Annotated in this window: 22 protein-coding genes; 11 read left to right on the plus strand and 11 right to left on the minus strand. The window is 70.9% G+C overall.

Annotated features, from left to right (window positions below; all coding sequences use genetic code 11):
* Positions 1–128: 128 nt before the first annotated feature.
* Positions 129–947: a helix-turn-helix domain-containing protein gene (locus ACIBKX_RS17200; protein ID WP_363272738.1), complete on the minus strand. Its 819-nt coding sequence runs from the start codon at positions 945–947 to the stop codon at positions 129–131.
* A 368-nt stretch (positions 948–1,315) separates the two neighbouring features.
* Positions 1,316–2,098 (minus strand): SDR family oxidoreductase, encoded by a 783-nt coding sequence (locus tag ACIBKX_RS17205; protein ID WP_363272740.1) that lies wholly within the window; start codon positions 2,096–2,098, stop codon positions 1,316–1,318.
* Between the two features lie 168 nt (positions 2,099–2,266).
* Here ACIBKX_RS17205 and ACIBKX_RS17210 point away from each other — a divergent pair, with 168 nt between their 5' ends.
* Complete coding sequence (locus tag ACIBKX_RS17210) at positions 2,267–2,854, plus strand: TetR/AcrR family transcriptional regulator (RefSeq protein WP_363272741.1); 588 nt, start codon at positions 2,267–2,269, stop codon at positions 2,852–2,854.
* Positions 2,855–2,920: 66 nt separating this feature from the next.
* Here ACIBKX_RS17210 and ACIBKX_RS17215 read toward each other — a convergent pair whose 3' ends face one another.
* Positions 2,921–3,661 (minus strand): NIPSNAP family protein, encoded by a 741-nt coding sequence (locus ACIBKX_RS17215; protein ID WP_363272743.1) that lies wholly within the window; start codon positions 3,659–3,661, stop codon positions 2,921–2,923.
* A 158-nt stretch (positions 3,662–3,819) separates the two neighbouring features.
* Here ACIBKX_RS17215 and ACIBKX_RS17220 point away from each other — a divergent pair, with 158 nt between their 5' ends.
* On the plus strand, positions 3,820–4,821 hold the full coding sequence (locus ACIBKX_RS17220; protein ID WP_363272744.1) for a WYL domain-containing protein: 1,002 nt from the start codon (positions 3,820–3,822) through the stop codon (positions 4,819–4,821).
* On the opposite strand, the gene ACIBKX_RS17225 is transcribed toward ACIBKX_RS17220, so the two are convergent.
* The 3 genes from ACIBKX_RS17225 to ACIBKX_RS17235 all read right to left on the minus strand — a co-directional run bounded on the left by ACIBKX_RS17225 (position 4,799) and on the right by ACIBKX_RS17235 (position 7,354).
* Complete coding sequence (locus tag ACIBKX_RS17225; RefSeq protein ID WP_363272745.1) at positions 4,799–5,428, minus strand: LysE family translocator; 630 nt, start codon at positions 5,426–5,428, stop codon at positions 4,799–4,801. The genes ACIBKX_RS17220 and ACIBKX_RS17225 overlap by 23 nt on opposite strands.
* Before the next feature lie 74 nt (positions 5,429–5,502).
* On the minus strand, positions 5,503–6,972 hold the full coding sequence (locus tag ACIBKX_RS17230) for a DEAD/DEAH box helicase (RefSeq protein WP_363272746.1): 1,470 nt from the start codon (positions 6,970–6,972) through the stop codon (positions 5,503–5,505).
* Positions 6,973–7,150: 178 nt separating this feature from the next.
* The gene (locus ACIBKX_RS17235) at positions 7,151–7,354 is read right to left on the minus strand and encodes a cold-shock protein (RefSeq protein ID WP_015031667.1); all 204 of its coding nucleotides are present in this window, start codon (positions 7,352–7,354) and stop codon (positions 7,151–7,153) included.
* Positions 7,355–7,842: 488 nt separating this feature from the next.
* On the opposite strand from ACIBKX_RS17235, the gene ACIBKX_RS17240 reads away from it, so the two are divergent.
* Entirely contained in the window at positions 7,843–8,958 is a 1,116-nt protein-coding gene (locus ACIBKX_RS17240) for a substrate-binding domain-containing protein (protein ID WP_363272747.1), read from the plus strand.
* A 47-nt stretch (positions 8,959–9,005) separates the two neighbouring features.
* Here ACIBKX_RS17240 and ACIBKX_RS17245 read toward each other — a convergent pair whose 3' ends face one another.
* From ACIBKX_RS17245 to ACIBKX_RS17260, 4 genes are read right to left on the minus strand one after another with little or no spacing between them, the layout of a single operon-like run.
* On the minus strand, positions 9,006–10,154 hold the full coding sequence (locus ACIBKX_RS17245) for an XdhC/CoxI family protein (protein WP_363272748.1): 1,149 nt from the start codon (positions 10,152–10,154) through the stop codon (positions 9,006–9,008).
* Positions 10,147–12,276, minus strand: coding sequence for a xanthine dehydrogenase family protein molybdopterin-binding subunit (locus tag ACIBKX_RS17250; RefSeq protein WP_363272749.1), 2,130 nt, complete (start codon positions 12,274–12,276; stop codon positions 10,147–10,149). Before ACIBKX_RS17250 ends, ACIBKX_RS17245 begins: the two co-directional genes overlap by 8 nt.
* Positions 12,273–13,265 (minus strand): xanthine dehydrogenase family protein subunit M, encoded by a 993-nt coding sequence (locus ACIBKX_RS17255; protein ID WP_363272750.1) that lies wholly within the window; start codon positions 13,263–13,265, stop codon positions 12,273–12,275. Before ACIBKX_RS17255 ends, ACIBKX_RS17250 begins: the two co-directional genes overlap by 4 nt.
* Complete coding sequence (locus ACIBKX_RS17260; RefSeq protein WP_363272751.1) at positions 13,262–13,852, minus strand: 2Fe-2S iron-sulfur cluster-binding protein; 591 nt, start codon at positions 13,850–13,852, stop codon at positions 13,262–13,264. The genes ACIBKX_RS17255 and ACIBKX_RS17260 overlap by 4 nt, the downstream gene beginning before the upstream one ends.
* 351 nt (positions 13,853–14,203) lie before the next feature.
* Here ACIBKX_RS17260 and ACIBKX_RS17265 point away from each other — a divergent pair, with 351 nt between their 5' ends.
* Both ACIBKX_RS17265 and ACIBKX_RS17270 read left to right on the plus strand, forming a co-directional pair.
* A complete protein-coding gene (locus ACIBKX_RS17265; RefSeq protein WP_363272752.1) occupies positions 14,204–14,782 on the plus strand; it encodes a TetR/AcrR family transcriptional regulator in 579 nt (192 codons plus the stop codon).
* A gap of 93 nt (positions 14,783–14,875) precedes the next feature.
* Entirely contained in the window at positions 14,876–17,143 is a 2,268-nt protein-coding gene (locus tag ACIBKX_RS17270) for an FUSC family protein (RefSeq protein ID WP_399375815.1), read from the plus strand.
* Positions 17,144–17,187: 44 nt separating this feature from the next.
* Here ACIBKX_RS17270 and ACIBKX_RS17275 read toward each other — a convergent pair whose 3' ends face one another.
* Complete coding sequence (locus tag ACIBKX_RS17275) at positions 17,188–17,649, minus strand: MarR family transcriptional regulator (protein ID WP_363272754.1); 462 nt, start codon at positions 17,647–17,649, stop codon at positions 17,188–17,190.
* Between the two features lie 140 nt (positions 17,650–17,789).
* Here ACIBKX_RS17275 and gap point away from each other — a divergent pair, with 140 nt between their 5' ends.
* From gap to ptlE, 6 genes are all read left to right on the plus strand, one after another.
* Complete coding sequence (gap, locus tag ACIBKX_RS17280; RefSeq protein ID WP_363272756.1) at positions 17,790–18,794, plus strand: type I glyceraldehyde-3-phosphate dehydrogenase; 1,005 nt, start codon at positions 17,790–17,792, stop codon at positions 18,792–18,794.
* A 149-nt stretch (positions 18,795–18,943) separates the two neighbouring features.
* Positions 18,944–20,140 (plus strand): pentalenolactone synthase, encoded by a 1,197-nt coding sequence (penM, locus tag ACIBKX_RS17285; RefSeq protein WP_363272757.1) that lies wholly within the window; start codon positions 18,944–18,946, stop codon positions 20,138–20,140.
* 118 nt (positions 20,141–20,258) lie between these two features.
* On the plus strand, positions 20,259–21,110 hold the full coding sequence (gene ptlH, locus ACIBKX_RS17290) for a 1-deoxypentalenic acid 11-beta-hydroxylase (RefSeq protein ID WP_363272758.1): 852 nt from the start codon (positions 20,259–20,261) through the stop codon (positions 21,108–21,110).
* Between the two features lie 57 nt (positions 21,111–21,167).
* A complete protein-coding gene (locus tag ACIBKX_RS17295; RefSeq protein ID WP_363272759.1) occupies positions 21,168–22,622 on the plus strand; it encodes an MFS transporter in 1,455 nt (484 codons plus the stop codon).
* 142 nt (positions 22,623–22,764) lie between these two features.
* Positions 22,765–23,574: a 1-deoxy-11-beta-hydroxypentalenate dehydrogenase gene (gene ptlF / locus ACIBKX_RS17300; protein ID WP_363272760.1), complete on the plus strand. Its 810-nt coding sequence runs from the start codon at positions 22,765–22,767 to the stop codon at positions 23,572–23,574.
* Between the two features lie 35 nt (positions 23,575–23,609).
* Positions 23,610–25,364: a neopentalenolactone/pentalenolactone D synthase gene (gene ptlE / locus ACIBKX_RS17305; protein ID WP_363272848.1), complete on the plus strand. Its 1,755-nt coding sequence runs from the start codon at positions 23,610–23,612 to the stop codon at positions 25,362–25,364.
* The last annotated feature ends 6 nt before the right edge of the window (positions 25,365–25,370 follow it).

Below are 25,370 nucleotides of genomic sequence, written 5' to 3' on the forward strand. Positions count from 1 at the left end.
CCTCAGGCGATAGGAAGTGATTCCTCCACGCACCTTGGGCCCCGCCCCCGACGGACACCGCGCGACAGGCCGCGCCCTCCCCTGGAGGGCGGCCCGACTTCCACCCGCACGGCGGCACGCGCTCGCCGTCAGCCCAGGCCCTGGCTCTGGCTCTGGCTCCCGCTCTGGCCCGTGCTGCGGACGCTGAAGGCCAGCGTGGTGAGCGTGGACTCGGCATGGCGCTGGAGCAGCGACGAGCGGTGCTCCAGGAGGTGGTCGAGATGGGCGGGCAGCGAGAGCGCGACGGCCGCGGGGACCGTCCCGACGGTGATGGGCACGGCCGCGCAGACGGTGCCCGCCGCGTACTGCCGGCGTTCCAGCACGGGTGCGCCCCGACGCAGGGCGGACAGGCGGCGCAGCAGGGTCGATTCCTCGCGGTAGGTGTACGGCGTGAGGTGCTCCACGGGGTGCCGTGCGAGGTGGTCGCGGCGGGCCTCGCGGTCGAGTTGGGCGAGCAGGCACTGGCCGACGGCGTGGGCGTGCGCGGTGCGGCGGAAGTCGGCCCACTGCTCGACGCCGGGGGTGCGGGGACCCTCGGCGCGGGCGACGAGATTGACCTCGCCGTCCTCGTACGTGGCGAAGTAGACGGCGGCCCCCAGCTCGTCGCGCAAGGTGCCGAGCCAGTCGTCCAGATCGGCCCTGCCGGATCGCCGCTCGGCGGCGTCGCCGAGTCGTGTCACGCCCTCGCCGATCACGTAACGGCCGCCCTCGCGACGGAGGTAGCCGTCGTGGATGAGCGTACGGAGCAGGTGATAGGTGGTGGCGATGGGTAATCCGGTCTCCCGTGCGAGGCGCTTGGCCGGGACTCCGTTTCCGTACGAGGCGATGGCTTCCAGCAGCAGCATGGCCCGTCTGACGGAGCCGATGAGCGTCGGTCCGGGCGCGGCGGCGTTCGTGCTTGCGGTCAAGGTGGTCTCCCCCTGGACGAAGGCATCGGGCGGGTCGGAGGGCCGATGCGGAGTGAACAATTCCAGGGGGATTCTTGGGGGCTTGTGTCGGCTGTCGGGGAGTTTCGCTCGAAAACGTCCGAGGACCAGCGGGCAGCCGATAGCCTTTTCCCTCGCACTTGCTTCTGGCATGTGCAATCTGCCGGAAGCGCGAGAGTGACCGTTCGTCAGAAGCTCCGTAGACGCAGGCCCTGCATACGCAGGCTCTGTATACGCAGGCCCTGTATACGCAGGCTCTGTATACGCAGGCTCCGTAGACACAAGCCTCGTAGGCGCAAGCTCCGTACGCACCAGCTCCGTACGCGCCGACACGGTGAAGAGACCTGCGGCTAGGCCGTCTTGACTGATCCCCCGTCGATCACGTGGTCCGCGCCGTTCGTCGCCGCGGCGAGCGGTGAGGCGAGATAGGTGACGAGCGCGGCGACCTCGTCCGGTTCGACGAGGCGGTCGATGACCATCCCCATCGCCGCGGGCAGCCCGGCCAGCAGCTCGGCCCGGGAAACCCCCATGGACGCGGCCAGTTCCGCGCCGTACCCCGTCTCGCTCTCCCACATCGCGGTGCGGACCGGGCCGGGCGAGACGGTGTTCACACGCACCCCCCGCGGGCCGAACTCGTGGACCAGTGCCTTGCCGAACGCGGTGAGCGCGGCCTTGGCCGTCGTATAGGCGATGGGTCCGCCGTGCGGGACGCGGGCGCCGATCGAGGAGACGTTCACGATCGCCCCGCGGGAGGTGAGCAGGGCGGGCAGGGCGGCGCGCGTGACCCGGACGGCGGCGAGGAAGTTGAGGTCGACGACCTGCGCCCACTGCGCGTCGGTCGTGTCGAGGAAGCCGCCCGACAGGCCACCGTCCCCACCGCCGACGTTGTTGACCAGGATGTCGATGCCGCCCAGCCGGGCCACGGCCTCTTCCACAAGCCGCTCGGCTCCGGCGGGCTCCGAAAGATCCACTGCCACCGGGATCGCACCGGCCGCCTTCACTTCCGGGGTGGGCGTGCGGCTCGCCGCGACGACACGGACGCCCTCGGCGGCCAGCGCCCGGACGACGGCCAGTCCTATGCCGCGGCCGGCCCCGGTGACCAGGGCGGTCTTGCCGTTCAGGTACATGTCCATGGTGATCCTCCAGGCAGACATCACGTGACGTCACGTCACGCCAATTGCGTCACGCTCGATGCATTGAACCTACGATATGCGACATGCATGTTGCAACTCATCGAGGACCCGCCACATGGACGTACTCTCGTCACCTGACGACCACCACCCCGGAAGGACCCGCGCCCCATGGCGATCCCCGCCTCCCCGAAACCGCTGCGCGCCGACACCGAGCGGACGGTCCGCGCGATCCTCGAAGCCGCCGAGCGGGTCCTGTCCGCGAACCCGGCGGCGACCATGGAGCAGATCGCCGAGGCTGCCGGGGTCGCACGGACCACCGTCCACCGGCGGTTCACCTCGCGGGACGCCTTGATCGTGGCGCTCGCGGCATGGGCGACCCAGCGCTTCCATGAAGCCGTCGAAGCGGCCCGGCCGGACACCGCGCCGCCCGCCGTCGCGCTCTACCAGGTCACCGCGAACGTGCTCCGCGTGAAGATCAGTTGGGGTTTCGCGATGGGTGCCGTCCCCGGCGACGCCCCCGAAGTCGCGCGCGTGCACGCCGAGGTACTCGCCTCGTGCGAGCGGCTCTTCGCCCGCGCCCGTGACACCGGCCTGCTCCGGCCCGACACCGACCTCGACTGGGCGCGGCGCGTCTACTACGCCCTCATCCACGAGGCGGCGGCCGAGGCACCGGCCACCGATGCCGCCGTGGACGCGCTCGCCACGCGCGTCGTCGAGACGCTGCTGCACGGCATCGGCGGACCGGCCACCGCCTGACATCCGGATCGGGGGCCGGATCAGGGCCGAATCAGGGCCGGACCAGGATTCGGCTCAGGGTTCGGCTCAGGAGATGAGCGAGCGGCCGGTCGGCGCCAGCCGGAGCGTCCGGGGTTCCGACGTCTGCTCGCGTTCGACGGCCGGCAGGATCTCGTCCCGTGCGCGGGGATCAGCCCGGAGCGCGGCGAGGTGCCGCCGGTACGCGGTCTCATCGGCGTACGAAGTGAAGACCGCGGCCACGTTCCTGCCGGTGTGGACCGGCAGCCGGGGGAACGTGTTGGGGGCGGACTCGGTGGTCAGCAAAGCGAGCGGCGCGGGTCCGGTCGCCGCGAGCACGGCGAGGAGGCCGTCCCGGATCAGCTCGACGCCCTTCTCCTGTCCGGGCGCGAAGGACCACAGTACGGCGGCCACGAACCGCTCCGGGGCCGGAGCGCCGACCGGCGCCCGGTCGGCGGGGGACGCGGTGAAGCCGCTCGCTGTGTGCAGGGGACGCAGGAGGTGCACGTCGTCGGAGTCGAGCATCGTGTCGTTGGCCTGCGGGCCGTGCTCGGCCCACACCGGGCCGCCGTAGAAGTCCGTGAGCCCGCGGTGGCGTGTCTCCATGTCGCGGAATCCGCGCAGCCAGACGAAGCGGTCGGGGTCGTCGAGGTCCCGGAACTGGCCGAGCACGCTCATGCCGACGTCTTCCTGGGTCTCGACGAACTCCCGGTCGAACAGCTCGACGAGTTCGTCGCGCCGGTGCGGACGCAGTGTGTACTGGCGGAGTTCGATCACGGCGGGCGGGCCGACGAGGCCGGTGGGTGACACAGCGGGACTCCTGTTGTTCCGTTGTCGTTCGTCGATGGTGCGCGCCGACGGTCGTACATCCAGACGGCTCGTGCCGACGGTCGTACGTCGATGGCGCGTGCCGACGCTAAAGCCCCCTTGTGACAGGTCCTGTCAGGGTTTCCGGGGAGAATGCGCGCATGTCTGCCAGTCGACTCCTGTCGGTGCTGCTCCTGCTGCAGTCGCGCGGCCGTATGTCCGCGGCCGAGATCGCCGACGAACTGGAGGTCTCCATACGCACCGCCTACCGTGACCTGGCGCGGCTCCAGGACACGGGCGTGCCGGTCTACGCGGAGCCGGGCCGCGGCGGCGGCTACCGGCTGCTCGACGGGTACCGCACCCGGCTCACCGGGATGAGCGAGGGCGAGGCGCGGGCGTTGTTCTTCGCCGGACTGCCCGGACCCGCCGCCGACTTGGGGCTCGCGGCCGAGGTGACGGCGGCCCGGCTGAAGCTGCTCGCCGCGCTGCCGACGGGGCCGCGCGAGGAGGCCGCGCGGGTCAGCGCGGTGTTCCATCTGGACGCGCCCGGCTGGTACCGGGAGCCCGAACAGACGCCGTATCTCCCGCTGTTCGTCGACGCGGTGCTCACCCGGCGTGCGGTGGACGTGCGGTACCGCCGCTGGCGCGCCCCGCAGGAGGTGAGCCGCCGTCTGCGCCCCTACGGCCTGGTGCTCAAGTCCGGTACCTGGTACGCCGTTGCCGCCTCGGAGAAGGGAACGGCGACGTACCGCGTCGCCCAGGTCCTGGACGCGGTGCTGTGCGACGAACTCTTCGACAGGCCGGACGACTTCGACCTCGGCTCGTACTGGGCCGCCTACCTCGACGACTTCCGGGCGCGCCGCTACACCGGCACCGCGACCGTCCGGCTCTCCCCGCACGGACGTCGGCGCCTGCCCGACAACGTGGCCCCGGATGTCGTCAGGGCGGTCGACGCCACCGCGACGGCGGTGGGCGACGACGGATGGGTCGAGGCGGTCATCCCGGTGGAAGGCACCGAGCATGCCTGCGGCGAGCTGCTGCGGCTCGGCGTGGACGTCGAGGTCGTCGCCCCGGCCGAGCTCCGCCGGGCCATGGCCGCCACCGTGGAGACGCTCGCGCGGGCCTACGACGTGGGCGGCGTCAGCGCTCGGCCGCCAGCCTGACGCCCAGGCCGATAAACAGGCCCCCGGTGGCGGCGTCGATCCGGCGCCGCGCCGCCTGCCGTTCGCGCAGCCAGCCGCCGATACGCCCGGCCAGCACGCCCACCGTCCCGTCGGCGAGGAACTCCAGGACGATCAGTACGCCGCCGAGTACGGCGAACTGCGCCCAGACCGGGCCGGCCGCCGGGTCGATGAACTGGGGCAGGAAGGCGACCATGAATGTGAACGTCTGCGGATTGGCCGCCGAGGACACCACCCCGTTGAGGAACGCCCGCCGTCCCGACATCCCGCCGGCGGCCTCGTCGAGGCCCTGGCCCTGCTTGCGCCGGCGGATCATCTGGACGCCGAGGTAGACCAGATAGGCGGCCCCCGCGAACCGCAGCACGGTGAACACCACCGGGAACGTCGTCAGCAGCACCGCGAGCCCGGCGGCTGCCGCGACGACGTACAGCGCGTCTCCCGTGATCACCCCGAGCGTGGCCAGCAGACCGGCGCGGGACCCGCCCCGGATGCCGCAGCCGAGCACGAACAGCATGTCCGGCCCCGGAGTGATCAGGGCGATGACGGTGGTCACCGTGAAGGCGGCGAGCAGATGAGGGTCGACAGGCATGCGGCGAGCCTCACGGCTGACGCCCCGCCGGGCAATCGATTATCCGGCGGAGCCAGTCAGGTACGGCCGGTCGCTCAGGCCCCGCGCCGCACCCGCGCCGCCTTCCGCGCCTCGGCCATCTCGCGCGACTCGGCGCCCCGGCGTGAACCGCCGCCGGACCGCCCCGGACGGCTGCCCATCCCGCGGAACGGCGCGCCACCCCGCTTGGGGCGCTCCACACTGGGCGTGGCGCCGCCGATCGGCACGCCGGAGGGGGCCTTCGCGCCCGTGATGCGGCTCAACTCGGCCTCGCCGGAGCGGACCTGGGTGATCTGCGGCCGGATCCCTGCGGCGGCCATCAGTCGGCTCATGTCGCGCCGCTGGTTCGGCAGCACGAGGGTCACGACGCTGCCGGACTCGCCGGCGCGGGCGGTGCGTCCGCCGCGGTGCAGATAGTCCTTGTGGTCGCTCGGCGGGTCGACGTTGACCACCAGGTCGAGGTTGTCGACGTGGATGCCGCGGGCCGCGACGTTCGTGGCGACCAGGACCGTGACGTCGCCGGACTTGAACTGGGCGAGCGTACGCGTCCGTTGGGGCTGCGACTTGCCGCCGTGCAGCGCGGCGGCGCGCACGCCGCTGCCCAGCAGGTGCCGGGTGAACTGGTCGACGGCGTGCTTGGTGTCGAGGAACATGATCACGCGGCCGTCGCGGGCGGCGATCTCGGTGGCGGTGGCGGTCTTGTCGGCGCCGTGCACATGCAGTTCGTGGTGGCGCATCGTGGTGACCGCGCCGGCCGACGGGTCGACGGAGTGCACCACCGGGTCCTGGAGGTAGTTCCGGACCAGGAGGTCGACGTTGCGGTCGAGGGTGGCGGAGAACAGCATCCGCTGTCCGTCCGGGCGCACCTGGTCGAGCAGCTCGGTGACCTGCGGCATGAAGCCCATGTCGGCCATCTGGTCGGCCTCGTCGAGGACCGTGATCGCCACCTGGTCGAGGCGGCAGTCCCTGCGCTCGATGAGGTCCTTCAGCCGGCCGGGCGTGGCGACGAGCACCTCGGCGCCGCCGCGCAGCGCGCCCGCCTGGCGGCCGATCGACATGCCGCCGACCACGGTGGCGACGCGCAGCCTCAGCGCCTTCGCGTACGGCGTGAGTGCCTCGGTGACCTGCTGGGCGAGCTCCCTGGTGGGGACGAGGACCAGGGCCAGCGGTCGCTTCGCGTCGGCGCGGCGGCCCGCGGTGCGGGCGAGGAGCGGCAGGCCGAAGGCCAGGGTCTTGCCCGATCCGGTGCGTCCGCGGCCGAGTACGTCGCGCCCGGCCAGGGCGTTGGGCAGCGTGGCCGCCTGGATCGGGAACGGCTCGGTCACGCCGAGGCCGGTGAGCGTGGTGAGGAGCGTCTCCGGCATGTCGAGTTCGCCGAAGGTCTCCGCCGCGGGGAGGCCGGGGGTGACGGTGACGGGGGAGGCGAATTCGCCCTGCGGGGCGGTGGGGCGGCGCTTCTGGCCGCTGTGGCCTCGGTGGCGGTTGTTGCCGAAATGGCGATCGTTCGTGCGACCTGAACGGTTCACGGGGAACCTTCCTCGATAAGGCACGCATCGAGGAATTCTCGGTGAAATCCAACCGAACGAATTGCAAGCACGAGCCAAAAAAGCAAAAACTTAGAAACGCAGACAAGTCTGCAAACAGCAACGAGCTGGCGCCCGCACCGTGAGGTGCGGGCACCAGCCTCGTGTCAGCGCGTGAGCGTCAGGCGGGGAGGATGTTCTCCGCCTGCGGGCCCTTCTGGCCCTGCGTGACGTCGAAGGTCACCTTCTGGCCTTCCTGGAGCTCACGGAAGCCAGAGGTGGCGATGTTCGAGTAGTGGGCGAAGACGTCCGGGCCGCCACCCTCCTGCTCGATGAAGCCGAAGCCCTTTTCCGAGTTGAACCACTTCACGGTGCCGTTAGCCATACCAAAATCTCCTTCGGGGCAAGCCCGGAGACCGCACTGTGCGAACTCCGGCGTCGCCACGTTGATTGCCCCGTCCGGAAAACCGCTCCGGAAATACAAAAGTGCCCGGCGGATCAGATCCGCCTAAGGCACTTGAAGTCTTATGGGAACCACAACTGCAACTCCGATCAACAGTAGCACGGTGTGAGCTTCCGGGCACGATCATGCTCTGATTATTTCGTCCGCGAAACCGGGAAATGCGAAGCTTCCCCTCCGCTTCCCGCTCCCGGAGCCCCGCCGGGAGCCTCACGCGCCCCAACCCCCAGCGCAGGGCCCCGCGCCTCGCGGGGGCCCCGCCGCGCCGGTTCATCCCGAACAGTTCAACTCTGAAACACATGGCGCCAATGTCATCTTGTTATCGATTGACTCCTTGACGTCAGCGGGGCCTCCGGGTTGGCTTTCAGCCACCCCGGACCGCAGCGAAGCGGTCAGGTCTAGGAAGTGGACGAATGAAAACCCGTAGACGTGAAGCCACCGCCGCCGTCACCGTCGGCATGCTGGCCCTCTCGCTCGCCGCTTGCGGCGGACTGCTCGACTCCGACGACTCAAGCGCCAAGGAGGACAGGAAGGGGGACGACGTCACGGTCGGCCTGCTCCTGCCCGAGTCCGAGACGGCACGCTACGAGAAGTTCGACCACCCCATCATCGAGAAGCAGGTCGACAAGCTCACCAACGGCAAGGGCAAGGTCGTCTACGCCAACGCCGGACAGGACGCGGCCAAGCAGAGCGCCCAGCTCGACAAAATGGTCGCCGACAAGGTCGACGTGGTGCTGGTCAGCGCGGTGGACGCGAAGAAGATAGCCCCGTCCGTCAAGAAGGCGAAGGAAGCGGACATCCCCGTCATCGCCTACGACCGGCTCGCCGAGGGCCCCGTCTCCGGCTATGTGGCCTTCGACAACGAGCTGGTCGGCCAGGTCCAGGGCCAGGCGCTGCTCAAGGCGCTCGGCAGCGACCGCAGGAACAGCAAGATCGTCATGATCAACGGTTCGCCGACCGACCCGAACGCCGCCGTGTTCAAGGACGGCGCGCTCTCCCAGTTCGAGAACCAGGTGGACGTCGCCAAGAGCTACGACACCGACGGCTGGAAGCCGGAGACGGCGCAGGCCCATATGCGGGACGCGATCACCGCGCTCGGCAAGGACAACATCGCGGGCGTCTACTCCGCCAACGACGGCATGGCGGGCGGCGTCATCAAGGCCCTGAAGGCCGCAGGACTCACCGAGCTCCCCCCGGTCACCGGCCAGGACGCGGAGCTGCCGGCGGTGCAGCGGGTCGTCGCGGGCGAGCAGTACATGAGCGTCTACAAGTCCTACCCCGAGGAGGCGGTGGGCGCCGCGCAGATGGCGGTCCGGATCGCCCAGGGCCGCATGGTCGAGTTCGACGCGCTGGCCGGCGACACGTCGGAGAACGCCAGCACGAAGAACATCCCCTCGCTCCTGGTCTCGGTCCGCCCGCTGACCCAGGACACCATCAAGTCGACGGTGATCGAGGACGGCATCTACAAGACCTCGGAGATCTGCACGCCGGCGTACAAGGCCGCGTGCGCGGAGATCGGTCTCAAGTGACACGACCCGCGGCCGGGAGCCTTTGCTCCCGGCCGCGGGCCTTCGCGTCACGCCGCGGCGCCCGCGTCCGCCGGACCGCCCGCACCGTCGTGGTGGATGGGCGTGCCCGACCCCGTCAGCGGTACGCCGCTGCCACCGCGCCGCGTCGCGATGATCTCCGCGGCGATGGACAGGGCGGTCTCCTCCGGCGTACGGGCCCCGATGTCGAGACCGATCGGGGAGTGCAGCCGGGCCAGCTCCGCCTCGGTCACGCCGACTTCGCGCAGCCGGCGGTTGCGGTCCTCGTGGGTGCGGCGTGAGCCCATGGCCCCGACGAACGCCACCGGCATCCGCAGTGCCGCCTCCAGGAGCGGGATGTCGAACTTGGCGTCGTGCGTGAGGACGCACAGCACCGTGCGGGCGTCCGTCCCGGTGCCCCGCAGATAGCGGTGCGGCCAGTCGACGACGATGTCGTCCGCCTCGGGGAAGCGGGCCCGCGTGGCGAAGACCTCACGGGCGTCGCACACGGTCACGCGGTAGCCGAGGAACTTGCCCGCCCGCACCAGGGCCGCCGCGAAGTCGACGGCCCCGAAGACGATCATCCGGGGCGGCTCCACGCTGGACTCGACGAACAGGGTGAGCGGCGCCCCGCAGCGCGATCCGCTCTCCGAGACGGCGAACTCGCCGGTGCGTCCGGCGTCCAGCATCGCGCGGGTCTCCCCCACCACCGTCCGGTCGAGCTCCGGATGGCCGGCGAGGCCGCTCTCGTACGAACCGTCGGCGCGCACGAACAGCGCCCTGCCGAGCAGTTCGGCCGGGCCCTCGACGATGCGGGCGACCGCTGCCGCCTCGCCGTTCGCCGCGGCGGCGAGGGCCGCCGCGAACACGGCCCTGCCGGGTGCGTCGACGGCCAGCGGCGTGACGAGGACCTCGATGACACCGCCGCAGGTGAGGCCCACGGCGAAGGCGTCCTCGTCGCTGTAGCCGAACCGCTCGCGCACCGCCGTGCCGTCGTCGAGGGCCTGGGTGCACAGTTCGTACACGGCGCCTTCCACGCAGCCGCCGGAGACGGAGCCGATGACGGTGCCCTCGCTGTCCACGGCGAGGGCGGCGCCGGGCGGGCGCGGGGCGCTGCCGCCCACCGCCACGACGGTGGCGACGGCGAACGCCCGGCCCTCCCGCACCCACCGGTGCAGCTCGTCGGCGATGTCAAGCATCGGAGGCTCCGTCGGCCGCCTCCAGGACACGGTCCGGGCGGATGGGCAGTGCCCGGTGGCGTACGCCGGTCGCGTGCCAGACCGCGTTGGCGATGGCCGCCGCCGCGCCGACGATGCCGATCTCGCCGATGCCCTTGATGCCGACCGGGTCGTCGGAGTCCGGGTCGGGCACCCAGTCCGCCTCGATCTCGGGCACATCGGCGTTCGCGGCGAAGTGGTAGCCCGCGAAGTCGGCGCCGACGTGGCCGCCCGTCGCACTGTCCCTGACCGCCTCCTCGTGCAGGGCCATCGACAGGCCCCAGGTCATGCCGCCGACGAGCTGGCTGCGCGCGGTCAGCGGGTTGACGATCCGCCCTGCGGCGAAGATGCCGAGCATCCTGCGGACGCGGACCTCGCCGGTGGTGACGTCCACGGCGACCTCGGCGAACTGCGCGCCGTAGGAGTGCCGTTCCTTCTCCCCGAGGGAGCCGAGGAGGGCACTGGTGTCGGAGCGCACGGTGATTCCCTGCGGCGGGATGTCACCGCCCAGGGCCAGTTGCTCCTTCAGGTCGCGCGCGGCGGTCGTGACGGCCCAGCCCCAGGAGCGGGTGCCCATCGAACCGCCGGAGATGGCCGCGGGGCCGAAGTCGCTGTCGCCGATGCGGACATGGACCCGGTTGCGCGGCACGTCGAGGGTCTCCGCGGCGAGCAGCGTCAGCGCGGTGCGCGCGCCCGTGCCGACGTCCGAGGCGGTGATCCGTACGGTGAAGGTGCCGTCGGCCTCCGCCGTCACGGCCGCCGTGGACGGCATGACGATCACCGGGAAGGTGGCCGCCGCCGTGCCGGTGCCGATCAGCCAGCGCCCCTCGCGGCGCACGCCGGGGCGCGGGTCCCGGTCGGCCCAGCCGAACCTGCGGGCGCCCTCCTCGAAGCAGGCGAGGAGATTGCGGGAGCCGAAGGGAAGACCGGAGACGGGGCCCACCTCCGGTTCGTTGCGGACGCGCAGCGCGATCGGGTCGATTCCGCACCGCTCGGCGAGTTCGTCGAGCGCGGACTCCAGCGCGAAGGAGCCGGGGGCCTCGCCGGGCGCGCGCATGAACGTCGGCGTCGGCACGTCGAGGCGGACCACGCGGTTGACGCTGCGGTGGGCGTCGGACGCGTACATCGGACGTCCGAACCCGGCGCTGCCCTCGACGAATTCATGGATCGTCGAGGTGAGGCTGTGCGCCTGGTGGCCGACGGCTCGCAGCCGCCCGTCCGCGTCGGCGCCGAGCCGGACCCGCTGGGCGGTGGGGCTGCGGTAGCCGACGAGGGAGAAGAGCTGGCGGCGGGTGATGACGACCCGGACCGGGCGGTCGAGCACGGTCGACGCCATGATGGCGAGGATCTGGTGCACACGCAGGCCCTTGGCGCCGAAGGCGCCGCCGATGTGCTCCGACCGCACCCGGACGGTTCCGGGGTCGAGCGAGAACAGCTTCGTCAGCTCCTCCGCGACCCAGGTGCTGCCCTGGTTGGAGTCGACGACCTCGAGCCGTCCGCTGTCCCAGTAGGCGAGGGCCGCGTGCGGTTCCATCGAGCTGTGGTGCTCTTCGGGCGTGGTGTACTCGGCGTCCACGACATGGGCGGACGCGGCGAGTTCGGCCTCCAGGTCGCCCTTCTCCACCAGATGGCCGTCCGGCGTGTAGGTGCCGGGGTGCTCGGCGGTGAACGCGACGTCGTGCGGCTCCTCCTCGTACCGCACCACCAGGGCCTCGGCGGCCTCCCGCGCCTGCTCGGAGGTCTCGGCGACGACGAGCGCCACCGGCCAGCCGGCGAACGGCACCCGGTCGTGCTGGAAGACCTCGACGATCGGGTCGGGCTTGCCCATCATGCCGAGGTAGTCGCCGTCGACGCGCGGCGCGTTCCCGTGGTGCAGCACGGCGAGGACGCCGGGCATCGCACGGACGGGGTCCGACTCGACGGAGACGATGCGGCCGCGGGCGATGCTCGACAACACCAGCCAGCCGTGGGCGAGTTCGGCGGCGGGCACCTCGCCCGCGTACCGGGCCGCGCCGGTGACCTTGTCGACGCCCTCGACGCGGGTGTACGAGCTGCCGGTGGCGCCTGTCACCGGGGTGGCTGTTGCGGTCGTCTGGGTTGTCATCGGGTCGCCTCCTCGGTGAGTTCCGTCAGCATGGCGACGACGAGGTTGCGCAGCAGCGTCACCTTGTAGCCGTTGTGGGGCAGCGTCTTCGCGGCCGCCAGTTCGGCGTCCGCGGCGGCGGCGAACGCCTCGGCGGTCGCCGGGCCCCCGGTCAGCACCCGCTCGGCCTCCAGGGCGCGCCACGGCCGGGACGCCACCGCGCCGAAGGCGAGGCGCACTTCGCGTACGACACCGTCCCGGACGTCGAGTGCCGCGGCGATGGAGCCGATCGCGAAGGCGTACGAGGCGCGCTCGCGGACCTTGCGGTAGCGGGAGACGGCGGCGACCGGGGCCGGCGGCAGCGTGACGGCGGTGATCAGCGCGCCGGACGGCAGCGCGGTCTCCAGGTGGGGCGTCTCGCCCACCGGCAGATAGAAGTCGGCGAGCGGCAACTCGCCGGTGCCTTCGGCTGTTTCGTACGAGACGACGGCGTCGAGGGCGGCGAGCGCCACGCCCATGTCCGAGGGGTGGATCGCCACGCAGTGGCCGGAGGCGCCGAGGATCGCGTGGTTGTGGTGCTCGCCCTCGATGGCGGGGCAACCGCTGCCGGGGGTGCGCTTGTTGCAGGGCTTGGTCAGGTCGGTGAAGTAGCCGCAGCGGGTGCGCTGCAGCAGGTTGCCGCCGACCGTGGCCATGTTCCGCAGCTGTCCGGACGCGCCGGCGAGGACTGCCTGTGTCAACGCCGGGTAGCGGCGCCGGACTTCGGGGTGGGCGGCGAGGTCGCTGTTGGTGACGGTCGCGCCGATCCGCAGCCCGCCCTCGGGCGTGCTCTCGATCTGGTCGAGGGGCAGCTCTCGCACGTCGACGAGCAGGGCGGGGCGCTCCACGCCCGTCTTCATCAGGTCGACGAGGTTGGTGCCGCCGCCGATGTAGCGCGCCTCGGGGTCGGCGCCGAGCAGCGCGACCGCGCCGGACACGTCGCTCGCGCGTCGGTAGTCGAATTCCCTCATGCCACGGCCTCCGTACCCACGGTCCTGCTCTCGATCACCATGCCGGTCTCACTGCCGACGTCGCTCCCGGCCGCGCGGGCGACCGCCTGGACGATGGACACATAGGCGCCGCAGCGGCAGAGGTTGCCGCTCATCCGCTCCCTGATCTCGTCGGCGGTCAGCTCGGGCACGGCCGCGTCGGGGCTCACGTCGGTGGTCGCGGCGCTCGGCCAGCCCTTGGCGTGCTCCTCGATCACGGCGATGGCCGAACAGATCTGCCCCGGCGTGCAGTAGCCGCACTGGAAGCCGTCGAGGTCGAGGAAGGCCTGCTGCACGGGGTGCAGCTGGTCGCCGTCGGCGACGCCTTCGATGGTGGTGATCTCCCGGCCCTCGGACGCGACCGCGAGCTGGAGGCAGGAGACGGCCCTGCGGCCGTCGATCAACACTGTGCAGGCGCCGCACTGGCCCTGGTCACAGCCCTTCTTCGTGCCGGTCAGATCGAGGCGCTCGCGCAGTGCGTCGAGCAGGGTGGTGCGGTGGTCGACGGGCAGCGTGTGCTTTTCGCCGTTGATGTTCAGTGTGATGGCGCTGGACGTCGATGGAGCCACGATCAGCCTTCTTTCGCTTCTGTCTGCTTCTGTCGGCAGCTGCCACTTCGGTGGGAGCGTGGAACGAGGCGATCCCGACGGTGAGTTCGGGAAGAGATGGCGCTGTACGTAGGAGTGCCGGGTCAGGCACCTGTGACGTGCGGCGGGCGGGCGGCCGACGGCGGTCGCCCGACGGCGTGCCCTCCGACCGGTTCTGCCGGTATGGTGAGCCTAAGTGGACAGCTGTCCGCAAACATTGAATTTAGCGGACAGCTGTCCGCTTAGCAATACCGGCACGGGCTGCAACACGACCGGCCCGCGCCCCGATTCCCGGAAGCGTGATTCCAGGAACACTCCAGGAAGGAGGGCCGAGTGCGGGAGAAGAAGGACGCCCGACTGCGCTCGGACGCGCAACGGAATCGTGAGCGCATCCTGGAGGTCGCCCTCGCGGAGCTGACCCGCGCGGCGGACGCGCCGCTGAGCCTGATCGCGAAGAAGGCGGGCGTCGGCCAGGGCACCTTCTACCGCAACTTCCCCAACCGCGAGGCGCTCGTCCTCGAGGTGTACCGCTACGAGGTCCAGCAGGTCTGCGACACCGCCTGCCAGCTGCTCGACACCCGCGCCCCCGACCAGGCGCTGCGGGAGTGGATGGACCGGCTCGCGCAGTACGCCATGGCCAAGGCCGGCCTCGCCGACGCGATCCGCAGCGCGACCAGCGGGCACGGCACGCTGATGGCCGTCAGCAAGGGCTCGCTGATCTCGGCCGTCTCGCTGCTTCTGGAGGCGAACGAGGAGGCCGGCACGATCCGCCCCGGTCTGACCCCCGACGACTTCATGCTCGCCATCGCCGGTCTCTGGCAGATCGACCCGCACAGCGACTGGCAGCCACGCGCCGGACGCCTCATGGACCTCGTCATGGACGGACTGCGGGCCGGCGCCCCCGGACACTGAGCCCCGTCTTGCGGTTCGAGACGCCTGCGCCCCTCAGGTCCCGGCCGCACGTTCCCGTGACAGAATCGCGCCCTGAACAGCGGCGACGAGGGTGTGAGCGCAGTGAATCGGCGGACCAGGACCGGCGCGTGGGACCGCTTCGTGGCGTCGGACCCCGGACTGCTGCGGCTGATGGCGGGACTCCGCACGGTCGGCGCGATCGCCCTGACGCTCGTCGTGCTCGCCCTGCTCGGCACGGACGTCACGCACATGGTCGCGGGCGCCATGACGGCGATGGTCGCCACCTTCGCCATCAAGGAGAAGGAGACCCGCGACCAGGCGGTCACGCTCGCGCTCGGGCTGCCCGTCTCGCTGGCGGCGATATCCCTCGGGGCGCTGCTGCACGACCGGGTCGTCACGGGTGACGTCTTCTTCGTGGCGCTGATCTTCGGCGCCGTCTACTGCCGCCGGTTCGGCGACCGGGCCACGGCCCTCGGTCTGATCGGCTTCCAGGTCTACTTCGTCTCGCTGTTCGTGGGCGCCACCGGGTCGGCGCTGCCCGAGCTGTGCCTGGCCCTGACCATCGCCTTCGGGTGCAGCGCCGTCGTGCGGTTCGCCGTGGTGCCGGAGACGCCCGAGCGGGTCCTCGGCCGGCTGCGGGTCGCCTTCCGGGCGCGCCTCGCCCAGCTGGTCGCCACCCAGATCGAGCTGCTCGACGCCGTACCCGACGAGTTGGAGAAGGTCCTCGACGAGCTGCGCCGGGGCACCGCGCGGCTGCACGAGACGGCCCTGATGATCCAGGACCACTTGGAGGAGGGCACCCCCGACGAGGCCACCGCCTCCCTGGTGCAACGCCGCGTCGCGGACGCGGAGATCGCCGCCGAACGCCTCGGCGTACTGCTCCTGAACGCGCGCAGCGCCGAGCGCGCGGACACCCTCACGCTGCATCTGCCGCACGCCCCGGTGCCTCAGACGGGCACCCGCATCCGCCCCGAAGACGATGCGACCGTCACGCTCCGGCGTGACCTCAGGGCGCTGCACCACCTGGTGGCACATCCGGTCGCCGGCGACCGGGGCACGGCGCTGGCCCACGTACGCAACAGGCTGCTCGGCTACCGCGACGAGGACAATCTGCCGCGGGCCTCGCTGGCCGTCCAGGACGTCTTCCGCGGCATCGGCGAGTCCGCGCGTGCCGTGCTCGGACTGCGGCTCGCGCTGGACGGACCGCAGGACGAGTCCGACGACTCCCCCGCGACGACCCGCTCCCGCGAGGAGTTCGACGCCGAGGACATCGCGATCGCCGGGGTCGAGCAGATCGTCGAGGCGGCCGACGACGAGCACACGGGCCTGCGGCGCCCCACCACCAGGGCCGCCTTCCAGGTCGCGGTGGGCTCGACGCTGGCCATCGTCGGCGGCGAGTTCCTCTCCACGCAGCGCTGGTACTGGGCGGTGCTCACCTGCTGGGTGGTCTTCCTCAACACCGCGTCCACGGGCGAGATCATGGTCAAGGGATACCGGCGGGTGCTCGGCACCGTGCTCGGTGTCGTCGCCGGTGTGGCGCTCGCGGGGCTCGTGGGCGACCACACCTGGCTGGCGTTCGCCCTGGTCCTGGTCCTCATCTTCGCGATGTTCTTCACCGCCCCGCTGTCGTACGCCCTGATGTCGTTCTTCGTCACGGCCATGCTGGGCCTGCTCTACACGCTCCTGAACACCTACAGCCTCTCCGTGCTCTGGCTGCGCATCGAGGAGACGGCGCTCGGCGCGGCCTGCGGCATCATCGCGGCCGTCCTCGTCCTCCCGGTGCGCACCGACCGCCGTACCGACGAACTGCTCAGCACCGTCCTCGCCCGGCTCGCGGACGTCGTGTCCGCGTCCGTGGAGCAGCTCAGCGGCGGCCCTGCCGCCGATCTCCTGGACAAGGCACGGGACTTGGACTCCGCGCTCGACGACCTGCGCGACTCCGTCCAGCCGCTCACCCATCCGATCACCCCGCTGCGCGACCGCCGCAGGACCGCCCGCTATCTGGTGGCGCTCCTGGAGACCACCGCGTACCACGCGCGTTCCCTCGCGGCGACGGCCGAGCTGGTGCCGTACAGCAAGACCGTCGCCGCCGATCCGCGCCTCGCAAGGGCCGGCCGTCGTATCGCGCACAACCTCGACGTCATCACCGCGTACGTCGATGAAGTGAAGACCGGCGACGAGGTCAGGACCGGGGCCAGCATCGCCTCCATGCTGGAGGCCGACGGCACCGGAGCACTGCGCTCCGGAACGGTCACCTTCCGCGTCCTGCGCCATCTGCAGCGCCTCGACGAGGGAGTGGTCGGCCTCGCCCGCCCGCTGGGCGTACCGGTCGAAGGGCGTTCGCCGAAGCGCTCCGGCTGAGGCCGCTTCGTACGGCCTCAGAGGCTTTCGTACGGCCTCAGACGCTAAGGCCGGTCCTCGTTGCCGAGTTCCGCGAGGCGTGAGAGCGCCGGGAGCGCCTTGGTGATCGCCTGCTGTTCCTCGGCGGTCAACTGGCCGACGAGCGGGAGCAGTCGGCGGGTCCGGTCCTCCAGGCGCGACCTGCCCACCTCGCGGCCGGCCTCCGTGATGTGCACGAGGGTGGCGCGTCCGTCCGTCGGGTCGGGGCGGCGCTCCACGAGCCCGTCCTGCTCCAGGCGCGTGACCAGCTGGGTGAGTCCCGGCTGGCTGATCTGCTCGGTCGTGGCCAGCTTGGTGAGGCGTGTCGGGCCGCGAGTGGTCAGGGTGTCGAGGACCGAGAGCGTCGTGAACGACAGCGTCTGCAGCGTGGGCAGACGGATGTAGAAGCGGTTGAAGTTCTCGATCGCCGTGGTCAGGGCACCCACGTCAAGCAGGTCCCTCGGGCTGTTGTCGTGCGAAGTGGTCACCCTAGAAAAATAGCGTGCACTTATATAAGCTGGTTGATGCATCGGCGGTCAGCGCCTCGCGACGGCACGCGGGCCCACCCGACCTCCATGGCGCAACGGCGCGTCACCCCACGTCAGTAGCGCAGAGTGAGGATTGCTCTATGACCACGCGTATCGGCATCAACGGGTTCGGGCGCATCGGCCGCAACGTCTTCCGCGCGGCGGCCGCACAGGATTCGGACCTGGAGATCGTCGCCGTCAACGACCTCGGTGACGTCGCCACGATGGCCCATCTGCTCGCCTACGATTCGGTGCTCGGCCGCTTCCCCGCCGAGATCACCGCCGAGCCCGGCGTGATCCGCGTCGGCGACAAGACGATCAAGGTGCTCGCCGAGCGGGACCCCGGCGCCCTGCCCTGGGGCGACCTGGGCGTGGACGTGGTGATCGAGTCCACCGGCATCTTCACCGACGCGGCCAAGGCGCGCGCCCATGTCGAGGGCGGCGCGAAGAAGGTCGTCATCGCCGCACCGGCCAGCGGCGAGGACGTCACGATCGTGCTCGGGGCGAACGAGGCCGCCTACGACCCGGAGCGCCACACGATCATCTCCAACGCCTCCTGCACCACCAACTGTCTTGCCGTACTGGCGAAGGTGCTGCACGAGTCCGTGGGCATCGAGTCCGGCATGATGACCACCGTCCACGCCTACACGCAGGACCAGAACCTGCTGGACGCGCCGCACAAGGACCTGCGCCGCGCCCGCGCCGCGGGCCTCAACATCGTGCCGACCTCCAGCGGAGCGGCCAAGGCCATCGGCCTGGTGCTGCCGGAGCTGGCCGGCCGCCTCGACGCCTTCGCGCTGCGGGTGCCCGTGCCCACCGGCTCGGTCACCGACCTGACGGTCACGACCAGCCGCGGTACGAGCGTGCAGGAGGTCAAGGAGGCGTACGCGGCCGCCGCGGCCGGGGCCTACAAGGGCCTGCTCTCCTACACTGAAGCGCCCATCGTCAGCAGCGACATCGCGGGCGACCCGGCCTCCTGCGTCTTCGACGCCGGGCTCACCCGGGTCTCCTCAGGACAGGTCAAGGTCGTCGGCTGGTACGACAACGAGTGGGGCTACTCCAACCGCCTCATCGACCTCGCCAAGCTGGTCGGGGCCTCTCTGTAATCGCAGAAGAATTCACTGCGCAATTGCCGGAATTTCACCGGACGTCGGACACATGAACAGTCGTGAATCAATCCATGCCGACTCGACGTGTGAAATTACCGACCCCCAACTCATTGACACTAAAACCTGAACGGCATGAGCATCATTCCATGAAGGAACTTCCGAGGTTACCGTTCGATAACCCCGATATCCTCGGCATCGCGCCCCAGATGCGCGCGCTGCAGCAGGAGGGGCCCATCACCAAGGTGCGGACCGCCGGAGAAGACGCCTGGCTGGTCACCCGCTACGACGAAGTACGGACGCTGCTCGCCGACCGCCGGCTGCGGCTCAGCAACCCCGCCCCCGACGGATCGGCCCAGAGCGCGGCCAGGAGCTTCATGGTCGCGCTGATGGCCGGCGACGACCACGAGACCGAGCCCGCCCGGCACACGCAGATGCGCCAGCTGCTCGTGCCCCGGTTCTCCACGCGCCGGATGCGCCTGATGAAGACCCAGATCGAGCGGCATGTCGACGAACTGCTCGACCAGTTGGCCGCGACAGCGCCGCCGGTCGATCTGCACCGCGTGCTGTCGTTCCCGCTGCCGACCATGGTGATCTGCGATCTGCTCGGCGTGCCGCTCGCCGACCGGGAGCGGTTCGGGCTGTGGGCGCGAGGGACCTTCGACCAGAGCGACGACCAGCATTCGGCGAACACCTTCCAACAGGTTGTCGACTACATAACGGAACTCGTGGCGCGCAAGCGAATTGAACCGGGCGACGACATTCTGTCCGAGCTGATCGCCGATAAAGACGGCAAACTGTCCGACGCGGAAATTGCCCAGCTGGGCAATGCCGTCCTTCTGTTCGGCTATGAGACCACCATTGTGCGCATCGACCTGGGCACCCTGCTGCTGTTGCGCAATCCGGTCCAGCGTGCCCGGCTCGTGGAGAATCCCGGACTCGCGTCGGCGGCGACGGAGGAGATCCTGCGCCTCGGTGTCGGCGGCAAGGGATCCAACGCACTGATACCGCGTTACGCGCACGGCGACATCACCGTCGGCGACACGGTGATCCGTACCGGCGACGCGGTGAAGCTGGCCATCGGCGCGGCCAACTACGACAGCCGGGCATTCCCCGACGGCGACCGTTTCGACCTGGGCCGGGAGAAGCCGAAGACGCACATGGCGTTCGGGCACGGCGCCCGGCACTGCATCGGCCGGACGCTGGCCCGGATCGAGCTGACCGCGGTGTTCGAGCGGCTGTTCCGCAGACTGCCCGATCTGCGGCTCGCGGTGCCCGAGGAGTCGCTGCGCTGGCAGGAACACCGGATCACCGGTGGGTTCGACGAAATCCCCGTCACCTTCTGAGCGACCCGGTCCCGCCCGGCGCCGACGAAGCCGCCGTCCCGCCCGGATGTTCGACGCGCCTTCCCCGCACTTCCCCGCATCCTTCTCCCCCGCACAGACGTCACGAGGACGAGGAACCATGACGGACACCTTCAGCGACTACGTCGACTGCACGCCCCTGCTCGACGACCGTGCCGCCCTCGACCGGTTCTACGACGAGCACGGCTACGTCTATCTGCGCGGCGCCCTGGACCGCGACCTGGTGCGGACCGCGGCCGAGCAGATGCTCGGCGGTCTGATCGCACTCGGCCACGCCGCCCCCGGCACGACCCTCGACACCCTGAGCATCGACTCGTTCGAGGCGGTCGACGAGGTGGCGATGCACGACTACGTCGAGTACGACGAGCTGTGGAACCACCCCTCGACCCTGAAGGTCTGGGAGCAGGTCTTCGGCGAGCCCGTCTTCGTCTTCAAGTCGACGACCATCCGCTACTACCCGTCCGCCCCGGACACCGCGGAGCCCAGCTTCCTGACGCCGCTGCACCAGGACGGCTTCTACATCGGCCCGAACAAGGACTTCCGCACCGCCTGGATACCGCTGCTCCCGACGACCCGCGCCATAGGCGGCGTCGCCGTCGCCGACGGCAGCCACAAGAAGGGCCCGCGCGAGCACGTCGTCACCGAGAACTTCCGCCGCTTCGGCCACCCCGTACGCGGCGTCCCCGCGGAGGAGTTCGGCGCGGACGAGCAGCTGCTGCTCTCGCCCATGGAACCGGGCGACGTGATCCTCTTCCACGCCTACATGTGCCACAAGTCCGTCCCGAACGTCTCGGTGGACCCGGCCGCCATGCGGATGTCCATGGATACCCGCGTCCAGCCCGAGTCCTCGCACCGCGGGTTCAACTCCCTGACCCCGTGGCCGGAGTCGGCGAAGGACGCCTCCAAGGGAATCCTGTCGAAGATCACGGGCACTCCCACCACCACCGAGTGACGGCAGAGCCCCGGCACTCCCCCAACCGTCCCCCACACACGCCTGGGTAGGCAGCGCATGACGAAGCACGAGGGCCTGCGCCCTCCGCAGGGGTCCACCGCGACACCAGCACCCTCGGCCGGCCCCGAACCGGCCGCCGCGGGGCTCAGTGGCATCGCCCTCGTGGTGGTGCTCACCGGATACGCCCTGTCCATCGTGGACGCCTCCATCGTCAATGTGGCGCTGACCTCGATCAGTGACGACCTCCACGGCGGCCCCGCCGCACTGGAGTTGGTGGTGTCCGGCTACGGCCTCACCTACGCCCTCGGCCTGGTGCTCGGCGGCCGGCTCGGCGACGCCTTCGGCAGACGGCGCCTGTACGCGTACGGGCTCGCGGCGTTCACCGCCACGTCGGCGCTGTGCGGGCTCGCCCCGACCATCGAGTTCCTCGTCGCGGCCCGGCTGCTGCAGGGTGCCGCCGCCGCGATGCTCGTACCGCAGGTGCTCGCCACGATCCAGGCGGCCACCGCGGGGCAGGCGCGGGCCCGTGCGATCGGCCTGTACGGCGCGACCGCGGCCCTGGGCATGGTGACCGGGCAGATCCTGGGCGGGCTGCTCGTCACGCTCGACGTCGCGGGGATCGGCTGGCGGATGGTGTTCGCGATCAACGTGCCGATCGGCGTGGCCGCGCTGCTCGCCGTCCGGCGCGTCCCCGCGACCAGGGCCGGCACGAAGCCCGGCTTCGACCCGGCGGGCACGCTGCTGTTCGGTCTCACCATGGTCTGTGTCCTCGCCCTGGTCGTGGCGGGCCCCGAACTGGGCTGGCCGCTGTGGCTGTGGTCGCTGCTCGCGGTCGCCGCCGTGGGGGCGCTGGCGCTGACGCGGGCCGAACGGGCGCTGGAGGCGCGGGGCGGATCACCGCTGCTGTCCCCGTCGGTCCTCTCCCATCCGGGGATGCGGCGAGGCCTCGCGGCGATGGTGCCGTTCTCGGCCGGCTTCGGCGCCTTCCTGTTCGTGTACGCGCTGGTCGCACAGGGCCACTTCGGCCTGGACGGGCTCGAATCCGGCGGCGGGCTCGCGCCGTTCGCCGTGGCCTTCTTCGTGGTGACGCTGTTCACGCCGAGGATCGCGGCGGCCCTGGGCGCCCGGATCGTCACCCTGGGCGCCGTCGTGCAGGGCGCGGGCCTGCTGCTGCTCGCGCTGGTGGTCGGCCTTGGCTGGCCGCATCCCTCCCTGACGCTCGTACTCGTCGGGATCGGTCTCTACGGCGTGGGCGCGGCACTGACCGGGCCGACACTGTTCCGTACGATCCTCGCCGACGTGCCGCCCTCGCAGGCCGGCATGGGCAGCGGTGTGCTGGTGACCAGTCAGCAGATGGCGACCGCGCTGGGCGCGACCGTCGGCGGAAGCCTCTATCTCTCCCTGGACGGCTGGGTGTCGACGGCGTCGGCGGCCGTGCTCGTCCTCGCCCTGCTGGGGTTGCTCACGGCGACCGTTCTCGCGATCAGCCTGAAGCTCCCCGACCCCGGCTGACGGCCGCCCTCCTCGAACGGCACGACCCGATCCACACCTTCTCGTCGGCAACGGCGCGCCGTCCTTCGGCGTGCCCCTGCGCGGAAGCGGAGACAGTCAAGTGCAGTCACAGACAGCGCAGTCACAGACAAGGACAGCCGTGGTGACGGGCGCGGCCAGCGGCATCGGCCTCGCCCTCAGCGCCCGCCTCGCGCGGGCCGGCGCGCGCGTCGTCATGGCGGACGTCGACGGCGACGCCCTGCACCGCCGGACCGCCGAACTCACCGCGCGGGGCGCCCGGGTCACCGCGGTGACCGCCGACCTGACCGACCCGGACGCCGTGGAACGGCTCGCGGATTCGGCGTTCGGTCTGCTCGGCGGCGTCGACGTGGTGTGCAACAACGCCGGGGTCCTCGGTCCCGTGGGACAGCCCCTGTGGGAGGTGCCGCTGGAGCGGATGCGGCGGGTCTTCGAGGTGAACCACTGGGCGCACGTCCTGGTGGCCCGCGCCTTCGTGCCCCGGCTGCTCGACGGCGGCCGCCCCGCCCATCTGATCCACACGGCCTCGATGTCCGCCTTCGTCGTCGGGGCCGGCAGCGCCGCCTACGCCGCGTCCAAGCACGCGGACCTGGCCGTCGCACGCAGTCTGCGCGCGGACCTCCACGGCACGCCGGTCCGGGTGTCGGTGCTCTGCCCCGGCCGGGTCGACACCCCCATGGTGCAGGGCCTGACGGCGCCGCGCGGCGCGGGCGGCGACACGTCGGTGAGCGCCGATGACGTCGCCGATCTCGTGTACGAGGCCCTCGGCTCCGACCGTTTCTACCTGTTCAGCAACTCCGACGCGCCGCTGCGGCTGCGCGATCAGTTCGACGACGTATGGCGTCATGTTTCCCTTCCGCCCCCTTCCCCCGAGGAGGAGCTGTGGCCCGCGCCGAAAGCGACGACCGCGACGACCGCGACGACGAAACGCTGACCTTCGACGAAACGCCGGCCTTCGACCTGGAGACGGTGAGGGAGAAGTACCGGCAGGAGCGCGACAAGCGCACCACCGGCCGCACCTACCAGTTCGCCCGCGGTGACTTCAGCGGCTACGCGCGCGACCCCTACACCGAGCGGCGGGAGCGCGAGCCGCTCACCGACGAGGTGGACGTGGCCGTCGTGGGCGCCGGCATCGGCGGCCTGCTGACCGGCGCCAACCTGCGCAAGGAGACCGGCCTCGACCGCATCCGGCTGATCGACGAGGCCGGTGACGTCGGCGGCACCTGGTACTGGAACCGCTTCCCCGGCGTCCGCTGCGACGTCGAGAGCTACATCTACATGCCGCTGCTCGAAGAGATCGGCACGATACCCACCGAGAAGTACGCCACCGGGCCCGAGATCTTCGCCCACCTCCAGAAGATCGCCCACAAGTACGACCTCTACCGCGACGCCCTGTTCCAGACCGCCGTCACCGAGCTGCGCTGGGACGAGGCCGCCGAGCGGTGGCTGGTGAGCACCGACCGCGGTGATCAGTTCCGGGCCCGGTACGTGGCCATGTCGATCGGGCTGATGCACCGCCCCAAACTCCCCGGCCTGCCCGGGCTCGACACGTTCGCCGGGCACTCCTTCCACGCCAGCCGCTGGGACTTCGACTACACCGGCGGCGACAGCACGGGCGGCCTGACCAAGCTGAAGGACAAGACGGTCGGCGTCATCGGCACCGGCTCGACGACCATCCAGCTCGCCCCGCACCTCGCCGAGTGGGCCGAGCGGCTCGTCCTCTTCCAGCGCACCCCGGCCACCGTCGACGTCCGCGGCAACCGGCCCACCCCGCCGGACTGGGCGCGGAGCCTCGAACCGGGCTGGCAGCAGCGCCGGATGGAGAACTTCCACGCGCTGACCTCCGGTGTCCCGCAGGACGAGGACCTGGTCCAGGACCGCTGGACGCAGACCACGGCCAAGCTGGCCGCCGCGATCCTGCCCACCGGCGACACCGAGGGCGATCCCGCGGAGCGGGCGCTCGCGGCCGAGCGGGCGGACTTCCTCAAGATGGAGGAGCTGCGGGCCCGCATCGACGGCGTCGTCACCGATCCCGCGACCGCCGCCGCCCTCAAGCCGTACTACCGGGTGTACTGCAAGCGGCCCTGCTTCCACGACGGTTACCTGCAGACCTTCAACCGGCCCAACGTGACCCTGGTCGACACCGAGGGGCAGGGCGTGGAGCGGCTCACCCCGGCCGGGGTCGTCGCGAACGGCCGGGAGTACCCGGTCGACTGCCTGGTCTTCGCCACCGGGTACGAGCACGAGTTCGCCGTGCCGTACACGGACCGGGCCGGCTACGACATCGTCGGCCGCGACGGCGTACGGCTTTCGGAGAAGTGGGCGGACGGAGCGCGCACCCTGCACGGGCTCCAGGTGAACGGCTTCCCCAACTGCTTCATCCTGTCCAAGGTCCAGGCCGGCCGGCACGTCAACATCGCCTACATGCTGGGCGAGCAGACCCGGCACCTCGCGCATGTCGTCCGCCGCGTCGAGGAGCGCGGCCACCGGGTCGTCGAGGCCTCAGAGGCCGGCGAGAAGGAATGGGTCGAGGAGATCCTCCGGCTGGCCACCAACGGCATCGACTTCCTCGAGAACTGCACGCCCGGCCTCTACAACAACGAGGGCGATCCGGGCGGCATGCCCCTGCTCAACTCCAGCTACGGCGGCGGCTCGGTGGAGTTCGTGAACATCCTCAGGCGCTGGCGCGAAGCGGGCGACCTCGCCGGCCTCGACCTGCGCTGATCACCC

It is taken from the genome of Streptomyces sp. NPDC050658 (genome assembly GCF_044457025.1).
Classification (GTDB): Bacteria; Actinomycetota; Actinomycetes; order Streptomycetales; family Streptomycetaceae; genus Streptomyces.

Coding starts and splice junctions, on each gene's coding strand:
- ACIBKX_RS17205 (WP_363272740.1), bottom strand. CDS start 2,098: ATGGACATGTACCTGAACGGCAAGACCGCCCTGGTCACCGGGGCCGGC.
- ACIBKX_RS17210 (WP_363272741.1), top strand. CDS start 2,267: ATGGCGATCCCCGCCTCCCCGAAACCGCTGCGCGCCGACACCGAGCGG.
- ACIBKX_RS17220 (WP_363272744.1), top strand. CDS start 3,820: ATGTCTGCCAGTCGACTCCTGTCGGTGCTGCTCCTGCTGCAGTCGCGC.
- ACIBKX_RS17225 (WP_363272745.1), bottom strand. CDS start 5,428: ATGCCTGTCGACCCTCATCTGCTCGCCGCCTTCACGGTGACCACCGTC.
- ACIBKX_RS17235 (WP_015031667.1), bottom strand. CDS start 7,354: ATGGCTAACGGCACCGTGAAGTGGTTCAACTCGGAAAAGGGCTTCGGC.
- ACIBKX_RS17240 (WP_363272747.1), top strand. CDS start 7,843: ATGAAAACCCGTAGACGTGAAGCCACCGCCGCCGTCACCGTCGGCATG.
- ACIBKX_RS17245 (WP_363272748.1), bottom strand. CDS start 10,154: ATGCTTGACATCGCCGACGAGCTGCACCGGTGGGTGCGGGAGGGCCGG.
- ACIBKX_RS17250 (WP_363272749.1), bottom strand. CDS start 12,276: ATGACAACCCAGACGACCGCAACAGCCACCCCGGTGACAGGCGCCACC.
- ACIBKX_RS17255 (WP_363272750.1), bottom strand. CDS start 13,265: ATGAGGGAATTCGACTACCGACGCGCGAGCGACGTGTCCGGCGCGGTC.
- gap (WP_363272756.1), top strand. CDS start 17,790: ATGACCACGCGTATCGGCATCAACGGGTTCGGGCGCATCGGCCGCAAC.
- penM (WP_363272757.1), top strand. CDS start 18,944: ATGAAGGAACTTCCGAGGTTACCGTTCGATAACCCCGATATCCTCGGC.
- ptlH (WP_363272758.1), top strand. CDS start 20,259: ATGACGGACACCTTCAGCGACTACGTCGACTGCACGCCCCTGCTCGAC.
- ACIBKX_RS17295 (WP_363272759.1), top strand. CDS start 21,168: ATGACGAAGCACGAGGGCCTGCGCCCTCCGCAGGGGTCCACCGCGACA.